Here is a 17,280-nt window from a genome sequence, read left to right as displayed (position 1 = left end):
GTACTGCTTTTCCTTCCACCCTCTTGGTAATTGTATGTCATGCGACTAAATAAATCAGTAAGACATACCTATGAAGAATCGCGTTTATATCGCTTTCGTATTAACCTGCTTATGGCAATGATATTTGTTTTATCTTCTGTGCTTTTTTTACGTTTAGCGTACTTACAAATCTCGGAATTCAAACGTTACCAAACCCTGTCCTTAAAAAATCAGATGAGCATTATACCTATTGCTCCTCCTCGAGGAATTATTCTTGATAAAAATGGTATTGTTCTGGCAGAAAATATACCTGTCTATGTTCTGGAAATCGTTCCTGAACACGTTAAAAACATGCCGGAGACTTTGAAAAAACTCCAAGCCCTTCTTCCTTCTATCACAGATGATGATATTGAGAATTTTAACCGTCTTCGCAAACAAAATCGTTCTTTTGTTCCCATTCCTTTCAAGCTTAAATTAAATCAGGAAGAAGTAGCTGTTTTTGCCAGTAATCAATATCAGTTTTCTGGTGTTAGTATTAAGGCCAGGTTAATGCGCTACTATCCATTGGGTGAAATGACCGCTCATTTTTTAGGCTACGTAGGACGAATTAATGTCCAGGAACTACGTCAGGTTGATCCAACCAATTATCGCGCCACCAACTTTATTGGTAAATCAGGCATTGAAAAATTTTATGAATCCATTTTACATGGCGAAGTGGGTTATCAACAGGTAGAAACAGATGTTAGTGGCAGAACATTAAGAGTCGTTAGTAAACAAAATCCGGTTTCGGGAGAAAAACTTTATTTGACAATTGATGCGCGCCTGCAACGAGTTGCTTATGAAGCCATGAAAGATAAACGGGGTGCAGTCGTTGCAATGAGTACTCATGGTGGTGATATATTAGCCATGGTAAGCTCTCCCAGTTATGATCCTAACGCATTTGTAAACGGCATCAACTCTACAGATTATCAGAAGTTGGCAACAGCTCGGGATAGACCGCTTTATAATCGCGCCGTAAGAGGTTTATATCCTCCCGCATCTACAATAAAACCTTTTATGGGACTGGCTGGTCTGGAAAAAGGTGTTGTAGATAGTAATTTTAGTATTTACGATCCTGGATGGTTTCGTTTACCTGGGGTCAGTCATCCTTATCGGGACTGGAAGAAAACGGGGCATGGTTTCATCAGTTTAAAACGTGCCATCACGGTCTCCTGTGATACCTATTTTTATCAATTGGGTCATAAAATGGGTATCAATGCCATTGAGGATATGCTGAGACAATTTGGCTTTGGCCAATTGACCCACGTAGATCTTAATGAAGAAGCACCGGGCCTGGTTCCCAGTAAACATTGGAAATTGCAAACCAAGGGCCTATCCTGGTATCCGGGAGATACCATTATTACATCCATTGGCCAGGGCTTTATGCTGGTTTCCCCTTTACAGCTTGCCAATGCAACTGCCTCTTTAAGTCAGAAAGGGAAACGTTTCAGACCTCATTTACTCGCCAAAGCCATTCAAAATGATAAGGGAGAAGTCCACGAGTATAAACCGCTGGAAGAATATCCCATGCGGCTTAAAGACGATAATTACTGGACAATTATTGCGGAAGCCATGCAATCAGTCATTACCAATAATGAAGGCACAGGCTATCGTTTTGGTAGAAATGCGCCTTATTCTGTAGCCGCGAAAACTGGCACTGCTCAAGTATTCGGAGGAAAACATTATGAAAAGGTACGGAAAGCACGTTATGAGGATATTCCTGAATATTTAAGAGATCATTCTTTAATTATTGCTTTTGCTCCTGTAGAAAATCCTGAAATAGCAGTAGCTGTCATGGTAGAAAATGATTTTGCCGCATCCAATGTAGCGCGGAAAGTGATGGATGCTTACTTTGAACTCAAAAAAAGCGATGCTTCCTCATGAAATCACGTCATGCTCGTCCTGTTTATCGATTTACAGTGAAATCAATCCATATTGATCTACCTTTGTTGGGTTTACTTTTAATCTTAATAACCTTTGGTATGCTAATTTTATACAGTGCCTCCAATCAAAATTTAAGTATGGTCTTTCGTCAGGCCATGCGTCTTGTTTTCGCACTGGCTATCATGCTCATCTTTGCAGTGATTCCACCCCATAAGTATAAAATATGGACCCCCTGGCTATATGGTACAGGCTTAGTGCTTCTTATTGCGGTCATGTTGATGGGAAAAATTGGTAAGGGCGCCCAACGCTGGCTTGATCTTGGTTTGATTCGCTTTCAACCTTCTGAAATTATGAAGTTGGCAATTCCTATGATGGCCGCCTGGTATTTCGATCGTAAATCAATTCCTGTCACTATAAAAACGTTGATGATTTCTTCCTTAATGATTTTTATCCCTGCTCTATTGATTGCAAAACAACCTGATTTAGGCACCGCAATCATGGTTGTTGCTGCAGGACTCAGTGTGATTTTTTTAGCAGGAATACCCATGCGTATTCTATTAATTATTAGCGTTTTGTCAGTTCTCGCAGCTCCCTTGTTGTGGCATGTTATGCATGATTATCAAAAACAACGAATCTATACTCTGCTTAATCCAGAACAAGATCCTTTAGGTTCAGGATATCATATTATTCAATCCAAAATTGCTATTGGCTCAGGAGGAGTATTCGGTAAAGGATGGCTTGAGGGTAGCCAATCTCATCTTAATTTCCTGCCAGAACACGCTACTGATTTTATTTTTGCGGTAAGTGGAGAAGAATTTGGCTATGTGGGCAGTAGCATCCTCATCGTTTTAATTATTCTGATTTCCTTGCGAGGACTATATATTGCAAGACATGCACAAACAAGTTTCACTCGTCTGTTAGCAGCCAGTTTAGCAATGACATTTTTCCTTTCCGCTTTTGTAAATATGGGAATGGTAATGGGCATTTTACCTGTAGTGGGCATTCCTTTGCCTTTAGTAAGCTATGGGGGAACAGCAATGGTTACCTTTCTTGCCAGCTTTGGTATTTTAATGTCTATTAGCTCTCATCGTATTTTATTTAATAATTTATCTTAACCTCAGTTAATCGGATCGGTTTGAAACGAAGTAAAATTGAAGGTTGACAAGGAGTAGAACAAAATGATTCCAAGGGTTAACTTCACTTTTTTAACTTTGGGTCGTGATCTTTTGCTCGGTCTTCATCTACTGTCTCTCCTTTTGCTTCTCTAGCAAAAAAAGCTGGATTAGTAATGGAATTGGTGTCATAAGCATATTTTTTGCCTGTAGATTCTTTTAACCAAGTTTGATCGTACATTGAAATGAATTCTAATCCAGCAGCCCGAGGTTTCGACAAGACGGATTCAACCTTGTGTAAGTATAAGGATCTCGAAGCTTTTTCCAATAATTCTTTTTTTTCCATGATAGGTTTTGCTGTCTGTAAAATTTTTGCTTGAGTTTCTTCCCATACTTTGTCAATTGCTGCGGCTAAAACACGAGGTCCTGTTGCTTTCATGGTATAGCTTCTTCTCAAATGGTTTTTTATATCCGGATTACGTTTTAAATCCATCTTATTCATATAAGACTCTCCTAGGGCTTTTTCCGTATCTAGATTCTTACAAAAATTAATTGTATCGAGAATAGCTTCTTTTATTGCTGGATTATCGGCGACTGCCCCTATCACATCATTAGCACAATCTGCAGTGGCTACTTCAATTTTTATTCCATCCTTTTTAAAACCTTTAATAGGTGCTTTTATCCCTAATAAAGGAATTTCTTCTTGATAAAAATAAGGAAGGGAGGTGATTGTATGTTTTTTTTGAGCTTCAGCTCGCGCCAGAGCGAGTGAATCTTTAAAAAGATCCATTATTTTTACATCTCTAGAATCTTTTTTCTCTGCGGCTATATCCTCTATACAGTTTAGTAGTTTTTTGTTGGGGGCTACTGGCGGGTAAGGTGGATGAGATTTATTGTAAGAATTGAGAGTCAATAAGTAGGATTTATATTCTCCTACATAGGCATCCAGAGCCCATTTTATTCGTGCAGAATAAGGTTTTTTTGCTTGCTCTATATCTTCTCGAAAATGAGGCGCTGTCGGCGGACCAAGATCCTTGAAATAAGTATCTGTATCGAAGTACCATCCTCCTTCCTTACGTAAAATTTCATACCTGATAAGATCTGAAGCAGCAGCAAAATTTTTAAATCCGATGAGTTCGCGTTCAATGTTGTGTTGAAAAAGTTTGGCTCGGTCTCCAGGTTTCTCCTCTGGCTTCAAAGGAAAACCAGAATCTTGACCTTGATAAAAAGGATCTTTGCTTAAAGGAGCTAAAAGTTCATTTTTAATATCTCTAAGCCTTAGATTAGGAATATGTAACTGTTCTTTAACAGCAGTTTTAAAATAATTTTTCTCATCGTCTAACCATAAATTGACTTGGTAACCACCTCGTTTTGCAGCTTCCACTACTCTTTGCAAGGATTTTAAGTATTCAGGATAAATAGGACCACCTACCCATACCACATGTAAGGTTTTAGGAATAGGTTGGCTATTTAATATTACATCGTCTGGCATAATTAATATTATATGGATTGTCTTACAATAATTGTAAATATAATTAACAATATTTACAAATTTATATCAATAAAATGACTAATTAAGGGCTAATTAAAATGCAGAAATATTATACGTTAGTATGATCGTGGGTATTTGGGACATGTTACTAATTGTTGCTAAGCATCAGAAAATTCCGGGACAAAATCAATAATACTGGCTGATTTATCAAGCTCGGCTTTGTCAGGAGGACTGGTTGGAGACAACTTATTATCAAATATTTTTGCTTTATGAACAAAATCAGGCAAGAGATCATAAAGCCAGTTAACTACAGGATCAAACTTGGCATATAATTTTGATTCGTGAGAATATTCTTTGTGAGGCAGAGAGGTCATCTTAATAACAACCATAACTAAAGCGACAAGAAATATTCCACGAATAAAACCAAATCCCATGCCAAAAATACGGTCCATACTACTTAGACCAGAGCGTTTCAAGATAAAACTTAATAAAGCATTCGCTATACCACCAACAATCAAAATAGCAAGCATCATTAAAATAAAAGCAGTCGCTGTTCTTGCTGTCTTATCCACAATAAACCTTTGTAGCCATGGGTCCAGATTTTGTGAATACTTAAAAGCGGCCCAGATTGCCAGAATCCAGACACAAAGGGCAATAAGCTCTTTTACAAATCCTCTCACCAAACCTGTCAAAACAGATAGAGCAATAACGACGATTATTACTATATCGACCCAATGCAACATAGTTTTTTATCCCTGGCCTGTAGTTACAATGAATCCCTTAATTTGTACCGCGTCAGCCAATTGCCTTTGTAACAGCCGTGCTTTTTCTTTTTGCGGCATTTGGCCCACTATCACTTTATAAACAGTCCCTTGTGGGGTTGAGATCGTATTATAAGTAGCTTTATACCCTTTATGACGTAATCTGGATATGAGGGTGTCAGCATTATTTCGTTTGGCAAACGTAGCCAATTGGACTCCATAAGCACCTTTTACAGTTGTTTTTGGTATGGGTTTAACTGTTTTTTTAATTTTGGCAATAACCTCGGGCCTGTTTTTTCCTTTAGGAGCAACTTTAGCGAAAGAAAGTGATTTTTTTGTGATAGTTTGTCGAGCCGCAACTTCAGGGGTTGTTACTTTAGTCGACATTGCTTTTGCAAGACGGTCTGTTTTAAGAGGTTTTGCCGCCTTCCCTATTTTAGTGGCTATTGTAACGGCCGGCTCTAGTTCCATTGATGTTGCTTTAATTTCATTCCTTTGGCTTAAAGGCTCCGCTTTAGCAAAGGTTGCAAGAGATTGGTCTTGCTCTTCCGGATCATCCGGTATTTCCACATGTGCAACTTTTATTGTTTGAAACATGGCTTCTTTTTCAACCATAGCGACATTGGGATGGGCTGGCTTTGGAGGTAGTTCAACGGAGAGGTTTACATTATTATCAAACCGTTGATTGGATTTTTTCATAATAGCTGGTGCGAAAATAGCGCCTATCGATAAGATAACAGCAAGACCTATAAGGCGATGCTTGACACGCTCGTCTATCACTAGTTTCATTCTATCTCCTAGAGCTATAGTTTAGTAGCAATCCGATTATTCTGGACTAAGCTGTGTAAATTCAGACCATAAAAAAGGTCTTGAAACTTAGCAGCTTAAGCTGCAAACAGGCGATTTGTCAACATAACCCCGCTCACTCAAATATTGTAAAACTGTAGCCACTGTAATAAAAGAACCATAAACTACGATTAAATCCCGTTCTCCCGCCCGACTACAGGCTGTCTGATAGGCTAACAAAGGGTTTTGATAATAAGATACCTTGTCATTTGAGTTAAATGTTGCCATTAATTGTTCTTTTGTAGCGGCACGTTTCCCTGTCAAACCAGCAAGATACCAATAAGCTCCCTCTTTCTGTAGTGGCTCAATCAATGCGGGAATATCTTTATCGCTTAACGCTGAAAATACAACGTGAATCGTTGTTTTATCAGGAAAATTATTAATAAATTCAGCAAGATATTTTGCTGCTTGCGGATTATGCGCAACATCAAGCAGCGTTCGCACTGGCTCGGCTATAAATTGTAATCTGCCGGGTAATGTTCTATTTTTAAATGCCTTTTGTACATGGACCTGATTTACCGGTAACTCGGTTTCCATAATAAAACTGGCCATGATAGCAGCAGCCACCGAATTACAATGTAATTTTGGATAAGGCAAGTTAATCACTTTTTTCTGAAATACAAATTTCAGAGTCTTCTCACTTACTGTGTAATCATAGACATCCCCCTTAAAATAAAGCGGTGAATTCAACGCACGTGCTCGATTCACTACGCTTTCAGGCGGATTTTTATCAGCGAAAATGAGTGGCTTGCCAGCCCTTATTATGCCAGCCTTTTCATAACCAATTTTTTCTTTTGTATCACCCAGGAAAGCCTGATGATCGAAGTCAATCGTTGTAATAATTGCCAAATCAGCATCAATAATATTAGTAGCATCCAAACGACCACCAAGGCCCACTTCCAGAATTATTAAATCCAAAGCATGCTGCTTAAAATGCCATAAGGCAGCCAAGGTTGCCATTTCAAAATAAGTTAAAGGGATTGTCTTTCTCCCTTCTTCGATTACTGAAAGAGCACCACATAATTGCTCATCGGTGATCTTTTGCTGGTTAATGCCTATTCGTTCATTAAATGTGAGTAAGTGAGGTGAAGTATAAGAACCAACCTGGTAACCCGCTGTCAGATAAATTGCCTCCAAAGACGCTACTGTCGATCCTTTCCCATTTGTTCCGGCAACAGTGATAATTTTGGCCTTTGGATGCGTTAGATCAAGGGCTTCAGCAACCTGTTTTATACGCGATAGGCCTAATTGAATTTCTTGCAGATAACGATTTTCAAGATAATCAACCCATTGACTCACTGAAAAATTATTATAGCATTTCATTGTTTGAGTCTAACAATTCTCGATGTGACATTTTTGCCACAAGCTCAGCAACCGTTGTACGAAGCGATTTACGATCTACAATCATATCAATATGACCATGCTCCAGCAAAAACTCACTGCGCTGAAAACCCTCCGGCAGAGTTTGCCTCACCGTCTGCTCAATAACCCGAGGCCCGGCAAAACCAATTAATGCATTGGGTTCGGCAATAATAATATCGCCCAGACTGGCAAAACTGGCAGAAACCCCTCCCATGGTGGGATCAGTAAGGACAACAATAAACGGTAAACCAGTCTCGGCAAATCTGGCAAGGGCCGCTGAGGTTTTTGCCATTTGCATAAGAGAAAATAAACCTTCCTGCATCCTGGCCCCACCGCTTGCTGTGAAACAAATATAGGCTCTTTTTTCAACTGTGGCTGCATTAACTGCTCTCACAAATTTCTCGCCAACCGTTGCTCCCATAGAGCCACCCATAAAATTGAACTCAAAGGCGCTCACGACCACAGGTTGACGCATCAAAGTGCCTTTTATAACAATCAAAGCCTCCTTCTCATCCGTGGATTTCTGCGCTTGGCTAATCCTGTCTTTATATTTTTTGGAATCCCTGAATTTTAAACGATCAACAGGCTCCAGATTCTCTGCAATTTCTTCCTGATTGGCTTCATCAAGAAATTGCGCGATGCGATCTCTTGCCGATAAGCGGTGATGATGATTGCAGTTTGGGCATACAGATAAATTTTTAATGAGTTCCGAACGATAAAGCACTGATCCGCAACCAGAACATTTGACCCATAGACCTTCAGGCACCCCCTTTTTTTGAGAGCTTTCAGTTCTAACTTTTGAAGGTAATAATTTTTTCAGCCAACTCATACACGGCATCCATAAATAGAGATATTAAAATTTAATAGTATATCTTACAGTTCATAATGAATGCTACAAGTAACCCTCATTGACAGTTATTCCCCGGACTGTTTCACATTAAACTTTCCAGGAATCATAAAACAGCTTCCGGACAACAAAATGAACATGATGTTTTATTATAAAGATAAGTATTTATTTTAACTCGTTTTTTTAAATTAAAAATATCCCTTACTCTAAAGTTTTTTCCCTCTTCACCGATAACTATAGCGGGTTCGGTAAATTACTGAAAATTTATCGAGTATAGGGTGAATCCCGTATCCAGGGATCAGGTCGAGGAGATTCTAGTTATGACTCTAGTTATAAATACCAATGTGATGTCCATTAATGCTCAGCGCAATTTGAACATCTCACAGGAAGCAATGCAAACTGCAATACAGAGACTTTCTTCTGGTTTGAGAATTAACAGTGCCAAAGACGATGCGGCAGGTATGGTTATATCGGAAGGTTTGACCTCTCAAGTTAATGGTATGGAGCAAGCAATCCGTAACGCTAATGACGGGATCTCCCTGGCTCAAACTGCTGAAGGTGCGATGCAGGAAACAACCAGTATTTTGCAACGCATGAGACAATTAGCATTACAAGCTGCCAACTCAACTAACAATTCAGAAGACAGCCATGCAATTCAACAGGAAATCAGCCAGTTGCAACAAGAAATTAATAGAAACGCGCAAGACACCCAATATAACGGCCAAAGTATTCTCAATGGCTCGTTTTCTCACGCCAGTTTCCAGGTTGGAGCTAATGCAAACCAGACTATTAGCTTCACTATTGGTAGTCTCATGGCATCTGCTATTGGTTCTCTTGCTTCAGTAACAGGAACTGCTGTATCAGCTGGTGCTGCGACCGATATTACCGTAGCATTAGGTTCTGGTGCGCCAACCAGCATCAGTTCCAGTGCCGGATTTGTAGGTGAGAATACAACCAGTCAGACTTCTGATTCTGCTTATGCAAAACTGGCGGCAATCAGAGCGGCAGGTATATCTGATCTTCAGGCTACAGCGATTACAGAAGGAACGACAACCGTTGCTGGTATCGGTGGTACTGCCGCAGATACTTATAACCTTACTATTAATGGCGTAGATATTTTCACCAGCCTTGATGTATCAACTGCCTTATCTAACAGTAGCTTAATTACTGGTATTAATAACATGAGCAGCCAGACAGGTGTTATTGCCAGCCTCAATGGCGGTGATATAACGCTGACCGCTCATGACGGTAGCAATATTGTTATTGTAGAAAGTGGTACCGGTTTTGTTGCGGGAACCGATGGATTAGTCAATGCCGGTGGTGATTTTACTGGCGGTACACTACGCGGTACTCTTTCGTTCACTGCAAGTAGCGCAATTACGTTTGGTGGTACTATTGCAACGCTTGGTTTGACAAATGATACTGTAGCATTGGATGCCAGAGGAGTTTCCAGTATCGATGTCACTACCATAGACGGCGCACAAGAAGCGATTATGCGAATTGACTCAGCGCTTTCTGCGGTAAATTCTAACCGAGCGGCGATGGGTGCCCTGCAAAACCGCTTTGATTTGACTATTGCAAACCTGCAAAACGTTCAAGAAAACCTTTCAGCAGCCAGAAGTCGAATTCAGGATACTGACTTTGCTGCAGAAACTGCAAACTTGACAAAAGGTCAGATCTTGCAACAAGCTGGTACAGCAATGCTTGCGCAAGCCAACAGCTTGCCTCAATCTGTATTGAAATTACTGGGATAATACGGTTTATCATGCAGGTTAATAACCTGCATGATATTTTTTACATCGGCTGAAAGCAAATGTTTAATTAATGATAAGGAATTTTCATCGTGCCAGGTATATCTTCTCCCGGAATAGGTTCAGGGCTGGACGTCAAATCCATTGTTGAATCATTAGTAAAAGCAGATATTACCCCCGCAAAAGATAGATTGGATAGACAAGAAGCAAAATTAACAACCCAACTATCAGCGATGGGTCAAATTAAAAGCTCTCTGTCAAAGTTACAATCATCTCTTGCTAAACTCAGTGATCCTCATCAATACCATTCTTTAACAACAAACGTCAGCGACACGAAAGCCCTTACTGCGTCTATTACAGACAATACGGTAGCAGGAGGTGATTATCAAATTCAAATTCAACAACTGGCAACACAGCATAGCCTTGCCTCTGCGCCCATAGCCAACTCAACCACACCACTGGGTAGTGGTACGATAACCATTGATTTTGGCACTTATAGTAGTGACAATACTATTTTTACAGCCAATCCTGACCAGGATCAGGTAACAATAACTGTTTTGCCTGGCCAGGATAATTTACTGGCTATACAAAATGCCATCAACAATAGTAATTCCAGTGTCCGTGCAAGTATCGTGCAAGACAACACAGGCGCACGACTAACCCTTGTCAGCACCAATACAGGCGAAGCCTCGGCCATGAAAATTTCAGTGGTTGATAACGATGGCAATAATACGGATTCTTCAGGATTATCTGCGCTTGCTTATGACCCCACCGCAGGTGTTAATTCACTCACTCAGACCGTAGCTGCCAAAGACAGCCAGGTTTACATTAATGGACTTTTGTTAACCCAAAGCTCTAATCAGTTAAAAACTGCTATTGAAGGGGTCAATCTCAATCTGCTGACAGCGCAACCAGGGATAACCATTAATTTGTCAGTTACAAATAATAAATCACAAGTTACCACCATGGTTAATGAATTTATTAAACAATACAATGAAACAATGACCACACTCAACTCATTGACCAGTTACAATCCTGAAACAAAACAAAGCAGTCCCATGCAAGGTGACTCTGGCATACGTTCCTTAAAGTTCAACCTGTCCAATTTAATTGGCCAGGCTTTAAAAGGTGTAGACGGACCAATAGACAGCCTCATGGACATTGGCATCAAAACAAACTTGCAGGGTACACTCGTTATGGATGGCGAAATCTTCAATAAGGCACTTGCTGACAATTATGAAGCAATCGTAACTCTTTTTGCCAAAACCGCAAAAGCAACCGATCCTGCTATTCACGTCACCTCAGCAGGCCAGCAAGTACCAGCCGGGACCTATCGTTTGATGCTTACTGATTTTATACCAGGCAATCTCCTGGCAGGTACTATTGACGGTGTAAGGGCTACCTCTCCGGACGGAGTTAAACTCAATGGCACCGGCAATTTCAGCGGGCTTGGTTTAACTGTTTTAGGAGGAAGCTCAGGTGACAGAGGTTCTATCACTATAACAGACGGTCTGGCTGTCTTATTCAATCAGTTAATAGACAATTACATAAATCCGCAAGGTAATTTACCGAACAGAATCAATCAAATCAACACGTCATTAGAGGACATTGATAACGATCGGCAACAATTAGCACTCAAAGCCATTACTTTATCCCAACGATATACCAAACAATTCTCAGCCTTGGACACATTGTTATCCTCTATGCAGGCTACCAGTGAGTTTTTATCAAGACAACTGGATAATTTACCTTCTATTAATCCCAACAAGAGAAGCTAGTAATGAAAAATACGTACCATAATGCACATAATCATTATAAGTCTATAGAACTACAAACGCGTATGGGAGCAACACCACCTCATGAGTTAGTTCATTTACTTCTGCAAGGTGCACGGTCTAATATCGCAATTGCTCAGGGATATATACAGCGCAAACAAATCAGTGAAAAAGGGACGCATATTAGCAAGGCAATCAGTATAATTGGTGCCCTCAAAACCAATCTTGATCTGGCATCAGGCGGTGAAATTGCAGACAATTTAAATAAATTATATGACTATATTATGCAAATCTTATTAAAAGCAAACCGCCATAACGATATGGATCTATTAACAGAGGCTAATCAATTGCTGACTGAACTTCATGAAGGCTGGCAAGGGATAAAGCCAGAGTAAACCTAATAAATTAACATCATTAACCTCGCTTACCCGTTTATTTTATGAATTAAGCTGATTCTACCCCCTTTTTCTTGTAAAGTTTTCCATCTTCCTGCCGTTAAAATAATCATCAGTCTTTGAGATGAGGTGATCATGATAAAACGGCTGGTATTAATAACAGCCCTGACTGTATTCTCTCTGATATCAACCGTTTGGGCACACACACGTTATGGAGAAAACCTTTGCAGCGATCCTGATTACTTCTGTATTAAAATAAAAAACGGTCAAAGCTGGAAAAGTCTATTTCCTGATCCTGAATTGAAAGATATTGTTCGGCGCATTAATCGTATGAACATACGTTTAAGAGCCGGGATGATTATCGCCGTTCCTCATAATCTGGATCGATTGACTATTTATGATGTTTCACCTTTTCCTCGTTATATTGAAGCGAGAGGAGAAAAGACTATTTATATCAGTCAGAAAAAATTAGCCTGGGGAGCTTATGATGAAGACGGTGAATTATTATGGTGGGGACCTATTTCTTCAGGTTCTGATAAATGTCATGGAGTAGTAGGAGGCTGCGAAACGCCTACCGGCTCTTATCGTATTATCCGCAAACAGGATGGTGAATGTATCTCAACAGCTTTTCCCCGAAGGGCTAATGGTGATAATGGAGGTGCGGAGATGCCTTTTTGTATGCATTTTTTTCGTGGTTACGCCTTGCATGGTAGCGAAGAAGTACCGGGTTATCGAGCAAGTCATGGTTGTATAAGAATGTTCACTGAAGATGCCAGATGGTTAAACGAAGAATTCGTTGATCTGCCGGGTGGAGGCATGAAAGGAACAAGGGTAATTATCGATTCCACACATAGCCAGGATTATGTTAATCAGTAACCACACTATTGGAGCAATGAAAAAGCGCCTTTTACGCCATTGGCAGCTAATTTTCTTTTTAAATTATCGCTCCCGTTTTTGTTAGCAAAAGGACCAACTTTAACGATAAAACGTTTTGAATATTTCTCAATAATGATAGGTGACGAGGTCAGTTTTACTAATTTTTTCTGTAATAAATGAGCCAACTGTTCTGAATTAAAAGCGCCCGCCTGTACATAATAATGTGCTGCATGCCGGCTATTCGTAAGTGCCTCAACTTCAACGGGCGCCGTTCCTTTAGGAAACACACCTAACTTTGCCGCTGCAGCATAAGACAAATCAATAATTCTGTTACTATGAAACGGTCCTCGATCATTTACTTTTACGATGGCTTCCCGACCATTATTCAAATTTCTTACTTTCACGTAAGTAGGTAAGGGTAATGTTTTATGGGCCGCTGTCATTGCATACATGTCATAACGATCCCCACTGGATGTTCTTTTGCGATGAAATTTTGTCCCATACCATGAAGCAATACCACGTACTTTATAACCTCCGGAATTTCTCATTACCCGGTAAGTACGTCCATCAACAGCATAGGAACCCGGATTGCCATAACGACTTAATGCTTCATTTTTAGGTTTTGGTTCTTTAAATAAAACAGGAATAGGACCGGGAGGAGCACCATCTTTCCCGTTAGGCAAATGACTCACTGTAGAAACTTTTCCTTGATTAAACATCGAATGAGTTTTAGAATCAGAAGAACCGGGTTTATTTGCACAACCTGCTAAAAAAACTAAAAAGAATATAAAATAAAAACAACGCATACTTCCACTCAATAGACTATTTTTCTCTTAATATATACAAAAAATAAAGCAATTTAAAATATATTTATTTTTTTCTGAAATAAACCTGGCTATAAATTGGGGCTTTTTTCTCTAAATCAACCCCTTTCTGTATGATTTGAGTCATTCCCGTGAAAACAGGAATCTATTCTCAACTTGCCTCATCAATTTACTTAAGAGAAAATCCCAATCATGAATTAACCCAATCGAATTCCAGATAACTTTCAAGATGACTTGCAGGAGAAATGCGTAAGTTACCCAAGATTTTAACATTCCATTTTTTCACCTCGCTACTGCAACAATAAAAAGGAAAATAAACTGCTGAATGGCAATGGTGGCGTGATTAAGGCTATGATAAAATGGGTACATTTTGTAATAATGAGTAGACAAACCATGACGTTATCGTTTTTTTTTAGTAAGCCAGTTTTACTAACCTTTCTACTGGTTAAATGCAGTACCCTTTATGCTGGCGATGTTTTACCCCCATCGAGTCTGCCAGGCAATACGCCTCTTTCTTCTGTTATTTCAAATAAACCGCTTATTATCCCTTCTCCTCCTGTACTTAATGCAAAAGCCTATATCCTGATCGATGTCAATAGCGGAAAGATTATTGCTGAAAAAAACAGTGATGAAAAACTGCCTCCAGCCAGTTTAACCAAAATGATGACTCTCTATGTTATTTCCAATGCATTGCACAATGAACAAATTCACCTGACTGATAATGTTCACATTAGTCGTGAAGCATGGAAAACAGGCGGGTCACGTATGTTTTTAAAAGAGGGTGATCAGGTAAGTATTGAAGATCTTCTTAAGGGAATTATAGTGGACTCTGGCAACGATGCTTGTGTTGCAATGGCTGAGCACCTAGGAGGCAGTGAAGCCGGATTTGCAGAAATAATGAATCAACAAGCTCAAAATCTAGGCATGAGCAACAGTCATTTTACAGATAGCACCGGTTTACCTGATAATAATCTTTATACAACTGCGAAAGATTTAGCAATATTGGGCCGCGCTTTGATCAATAATTTTCCTCAATATTATCACTGGTATAAACAAAAATGGTTTACTTATAATGGCATACGTCAACCCAATCGAAATCGTTTATTATGGCGGGATAGCCAGGTCGATGGGGTAAAAACAGGCCACACTAACGATGCCGGCTTCTGTCTGGTTTCCTCTGCCAAACGAGATAACATGCGTCTGTTAGCTGTGGTTATGGGTTCTCCCAGTGAATCGGCGCGCGCTGATGACAGTGAACGGTTAATCAATTATGGATTTCGTTTTTTTGAAACCCATGAACTTTATAAAGCAGGTCAACCCATTGCAGAAATACCCATTTATAAAGGCAAAGCAAACAAACTTCCTATAGGTATGCGAGAAGATCAATTTGTTACCATTCCTAATGGGCAATACCAACGTCTTAACATGAACACGAGGATTCCCAAAAATCTGCAAGCACCCATTGCCAAAGGAGATAAAGTGGGCGAACTGGTTATTCAGTTTGATAATAATATTATCGCTAATTATCCGGTTTATGCGCTTGAAGATATTTCCAAAGGTGGTATTTTTACACGTATCAAAGATTCCATCCGTTTGTGGTTTAACGCTTGAAGGACAACATGACTGGTATTGTTTATATTAATGGGAATTACTACTCTGCCTCTGATGCCAAAATTTCAGTTTTTGATCGAGGCTTATTGTTTGGTGATTCCATTTACGAAGTTATTCCTGTTTATAAAGGCCGTCTTTTTCGCTTGGACAAACATTTAAAAAGACTGGCCTATAGTTTGGAAAACACTGGAATTACTCAACCTAAACTGGATTGGAAAGCTCTTTTTAAGGAACTTATTGAGCGCAACGGGCGCGGTGATCTGCAGATTTATCTTCAGATTACACGAGGTAATCAGGGGATACGCAAACATGATATACCCAGTGAAATAGAACCTACCGTCATTGCCTATACGCTTCATTTACCCTACCCTTCTCTGGAGGAAAAACAACGAGGGTTACATGTCAGGCTTGTAGAAGATACGCGTTGGCTGCACTGCAATATTAAAACTACCGCTATGTTAGCCAATATTTTATTAAATGACGAGGCAGTATCCGCCGGAGCAAATACCGCTCTTTTAATTCGCGATGGTTTTTTAACGGAAGGAAGTTCAAGTAATGTTTTTTTAGTCGATTCACAAAATAGAATTTGCACGCCGCCTTTAAACAATCTTTGCCTGCCAGGCGTAACCCGTCAAGTGACCATTGAATTGATCAAATCCATGAATTGGTCTTTACAGGAAGAAAATATTCCCAGTGAAGCCCTCTTTCACGCTAAAGAAATCTGGATAACCAGTACTACAAAAGAAATCTATCCGGTAACACAAATTAATAACTCTATTGTAGGACAAGGATGTGGGGGGCCATATTGGGAAAAAATTAATATACAATATCAACAATTAATTGAAAATAATCATGACTGAAAATGACTCGCTACTCACATTTCCCTGTAACTTCCCTATAAAAATAATCGGCAAAAAAACAATGAATTTCGCCAGGGAAATTACAGAAATCATTCGCCGGCATTTTCCCAATACACCTGACGAGAAAATTATTCATCAAGAAAGCCAGAAAGGTAATTATTTATCGATTACGGCTACTGTATATGTTCATAATCAAGACACTCTTGATGCGCTTTATCGGGAATTAACTGCACATCCTGATATCAAGATGGTTCTGTAATGACTATTATTCGTAACCTGGGGGTTCAGCCTTATCTGACTATTTTAGAACAGATGAAGTGTTTTACCTCATCAAGGAATGAAGATACCGCTGACGAACTATGGTTATTGGAACATCCGCCTGTTTATACTCAAGGTCAGGCAGGAAAAGCGGAACACATCTTAAACGCTGAAAATATTCCTGTAGTGCAGGTAGACAGAGGGGGACAGGTTACGTATCATGGTCCCGGCCAACTGGTAGCTTACGTTTTGATGGACATACGCAGACGACATTTGGGAATAAGGACTTTGGTGAATTCTTTGGAACAGATATTAATTGAAGTTTTAGCAAACTATCACATTAAAGGACTGGCGCGTTGTGGTGCACCAGGGGTCTATGTCGATGATAAAAAAATTGCATCTATTGGCTTACGTGTGAAAAATGGCTGTACCTATCATGGTATTGCTCTTAATGTGGCTATGGATTTAACGCCTTTTAGAGGTATAAACCCTTGTGGCTTTGCTAATCTGGAAATGACACAAATTAGCCATTATGATCCAGAAGCAAGCATCACTAATACTGGCCAGTTTTTTGCTGAAGCATTCTTATCCCGATTTGAATACTGATC

At 39.6% G+C, this 17,280-nt stretch carries 16 protein-coding genes; 10 read left to right on the top strand and 6 right to left on the bottom strand.

Annotated elements, in window-relative coordinates; all coding sequences use genetic code 11:
• Window positions 1-39 precede the first annotated feature (39 nt).
• Together mrdA and rodA are read left to right on the top strand one after the other, a co-directional pair.
• Complete coding sequence (gene mrdA, locus T345_RS0101790; protein WP_028387831.1) at window positions 40-1,902, top strand: penicillin-binding protein 2; 1,863 nt, start codon at window positions 40-42, stop codon at window positions 1,900-1,902.
• Window positions 1,899-3,017, top strand: coding sequence for a rod shape-determining protein RodA (rodA, locus tag T345_RS0101785; protein WP_028387830.1), 1,119 nt, complete (start codon window positions 1,899-1,901; stop codon window positions 3,015-3,017). The genes mrdA and rodA overlap by 4 nt, the downstream gene beginning before the upstream one ends.
• Before the next feature lie 82 nt (window positions 3,018-3,099).
• Here the strand turns inward: rodA and T345_RS0101780 are convergent, their stop codons facing one another.
• From T345_RS0101780 to accD, 5 genes are all read right to left on the bottom strand, one after another.
• Window positions 3,100-4,506, bottom strand: a complete 1,407-nt coding sequence (locus tag T345_RS0101780) for a TcdA/TcdB catalytic glycosyltransferase domain-containing protein (RefSeq protein ID WP_028387829.1) — start codon at window positions 4,504-4,506, stop codon at window positions 3,100-3,102.
• Window positions 4,507-4,664: 158 nt separating this feature from the next.
• The gene (locus tag T345_RS13290; RefSeq protein WP_084273709.1) at window positions 4,665-5,249 is read right to left on the bottom strand and encodes a CvpA family protein; all 585 of its coding nucleotides are present in this window, start codon (window positions 5,247-5,249) and stop codon (window positions 4,665-4,667) included.
• Between the two features lie 6 nt (window positions 5,250-5,255).
• Complete coding sequence (locus T345_RS0101770) at window positions 5,256-6,056, bottom strand: SPOR domain-containing protein (RefSeq protein ID WP_028387828.1); 801 nt, start codon at window positions 6,054-6,056, stop codon at window positions 5,256-5,258.
• 87 nt (window positions 6,057-6,143) lie between these two features.
• Window positions 6,144-7,436 (bottom strand): bifunctional tetrahydrofolate synthase/dihydrofolate synthase, encoded by a 1,293-nt coding sequence (folC, locus tag T345_RS0101765; protein ID WP_028387827.1) that lies wholly within the window; start codon window positions 7,434-7,436, stop codon window positions 6,144-6,146.
• Window positions 7,423-8,304, bottom strand: a complete 882-nt coding sequence (gene accD / locus T345_RS0101760; protein ID WP_028387826.1) for an acetyl-CoA carboxylase, carboxyltransferase subunit beta — start codon at window positions 8,302-8,304, stop codon at window positions 7,423-7,425. The genes folC and accD overlap by 14 nt, the downstream gene beginning before the upstream one ends.
• 338 nt (window positions 8,305-8,642) lie before the next feature.
• Here accD and T345_RS0101755 point away from each other — a divergent pair, with 338 nt between their 5' ends.
• The 4 genes from T345_RS0101755 to T345_RS0101740 all read left to right on the top strand — a co-directional run bounded on the left by T345_RS0101755 (window position 8,643) and on the right by T345_RS0101740 (window position 13,119).
• Window positions 8,643-10,076 (top strand): flagellin N-terminal helical domain-containing protein, encoded by a 1,434-nt coding sequence (locus tag T345_RS0101755; protein WP_028387825.1) that lies wholly within the window; start codon window positions 8,643-8,645, stop codon window positions 10,074-10,076.
• 89 nt (window positions 10,077-10,165) lie between these two features.
• Complete coding sequence (fliD, locus tag T345_RS0101750) at window positions 10,166-11,851, top strand: flagellar filament capping protein FliD (RefSeq protein WP_035917960.1); 1,686 nt, start codon at window positions 10,166-10,168, stop codon at window positions 11,849-11,851.
• A gap of 2 nt (window positions 11,852-11,853) precedes the next feature.
• Window positions 11,854-12,243, top strand: a complete 390-nt coding sequence (gene fliS / locus T345_RS0101745; protein WP_028387823.1) for a flagellar export chaperone FliS — start codon at window positions 11,854-11,856, stop codon at window positions 12,241-12,243.
• 135 nt (window positions 12,244-12,378) lie between these two features.
• Complete coding sequence (locus T345_RS0101740) at window positions 12,379-13,119, top strand: L,D-transpeptidase (protein ID WP_035917958.1); 741 nt, start codon at window positions 12,379-12,381, stop codon at window positions 13,117-13,119.
• A 5-nt stretch (window positions 13,120-13,124) separates the two neighbouring features.
• On the opposite strand, the gene T345_RS0101735 is transcribed toward T345_RS0101740, so the two are convergent.
• Window positions 13,125-13,925: a septal ring lytic transglycosylase RlpA family protein gene (locus T345_RS0101735; protein ID WP_028387821.1), complete on the bottom strand. Its 801-nt coding sequence runs from the start codon at window positions 13,923-13,925 to the stop codon at window positions 13,125-13,127.
• 396 nt (window positions 13,926-14,321) lie between these two features.
• Between T345_RS0101735 and T345_RS0101730 the strand changes: the two genes are divergently transcribed.
• The 4 genes from T345_RS0101730 to lipB are packed head-to-tail and all read left to right on the top strand — an operon-like array spanning window position 14,322 to window position 17,278.
• Window positions 14,322-15,554: a serine hydrolase gene (locus T345_RS0101730; RefSeq protein ID WP_028387820.1), complete on the top strand. Its 1,233-nt coding sequence runs from the start codon at window positions 14,322-14,324 to the stop codon at window positions 15,552-15,554.
• A gap of 8 nt (window positions 15,555-15,562) precedes the next feature.
• Window positions 15,563-16,414, top strand: coding sequence for a D-amino acid aminotransferase (locus T345_RS0101725; RefSeq protein ID WP_028387819.1), 852 nt, complete (start codon window positions 15,563-15,565; stop codon window positions 16,412-16,414).
• Complete coding sequence (locus tag T345_RS0101720; protein WP_028387818.1) at window positions 16,407-16,673, top strand: HP0495 family protein; 267 nt, start codon at window positions 16,407-16,409, stop codon at window positions 16,671-16,673. Before T345_RS0101725 ends, T345_RS0101720 begins: the two co-directional genes overlap by 8 nt.
• On the top strand, window positions 16,673-17,278 hold the full coding sequence (gene lipB, locus T345_RS0101715) for a lipoyl(octanoyl) transferase LipB (protein ID WP_028387817.1): 606 nt from the start codon (window positions 16,673-16,675) through the stop codon (window positions 17,276-17,278). Before T345_RS0101720 ends, lipB begins: the two co-directional genes overlap by 1 nt.
• The last annotated feature ends 2 nt before the right edge of the window (window positions 17,279-17,280 follow it).

The organism is Legionella fairfieldensis ATCC 49588 (assembly GCF_000621525.1).
Classification (GTDB): domain Bacteria; phylum Pseudomonadota; class Gammaproteobacteria; order Legionellales; family Legionellaceae; genus Tatlockia; species Tatlockia fairfieldensis.
This window is presented reverse-complemented; position numbering and strand designations above follow the sequence as displayed.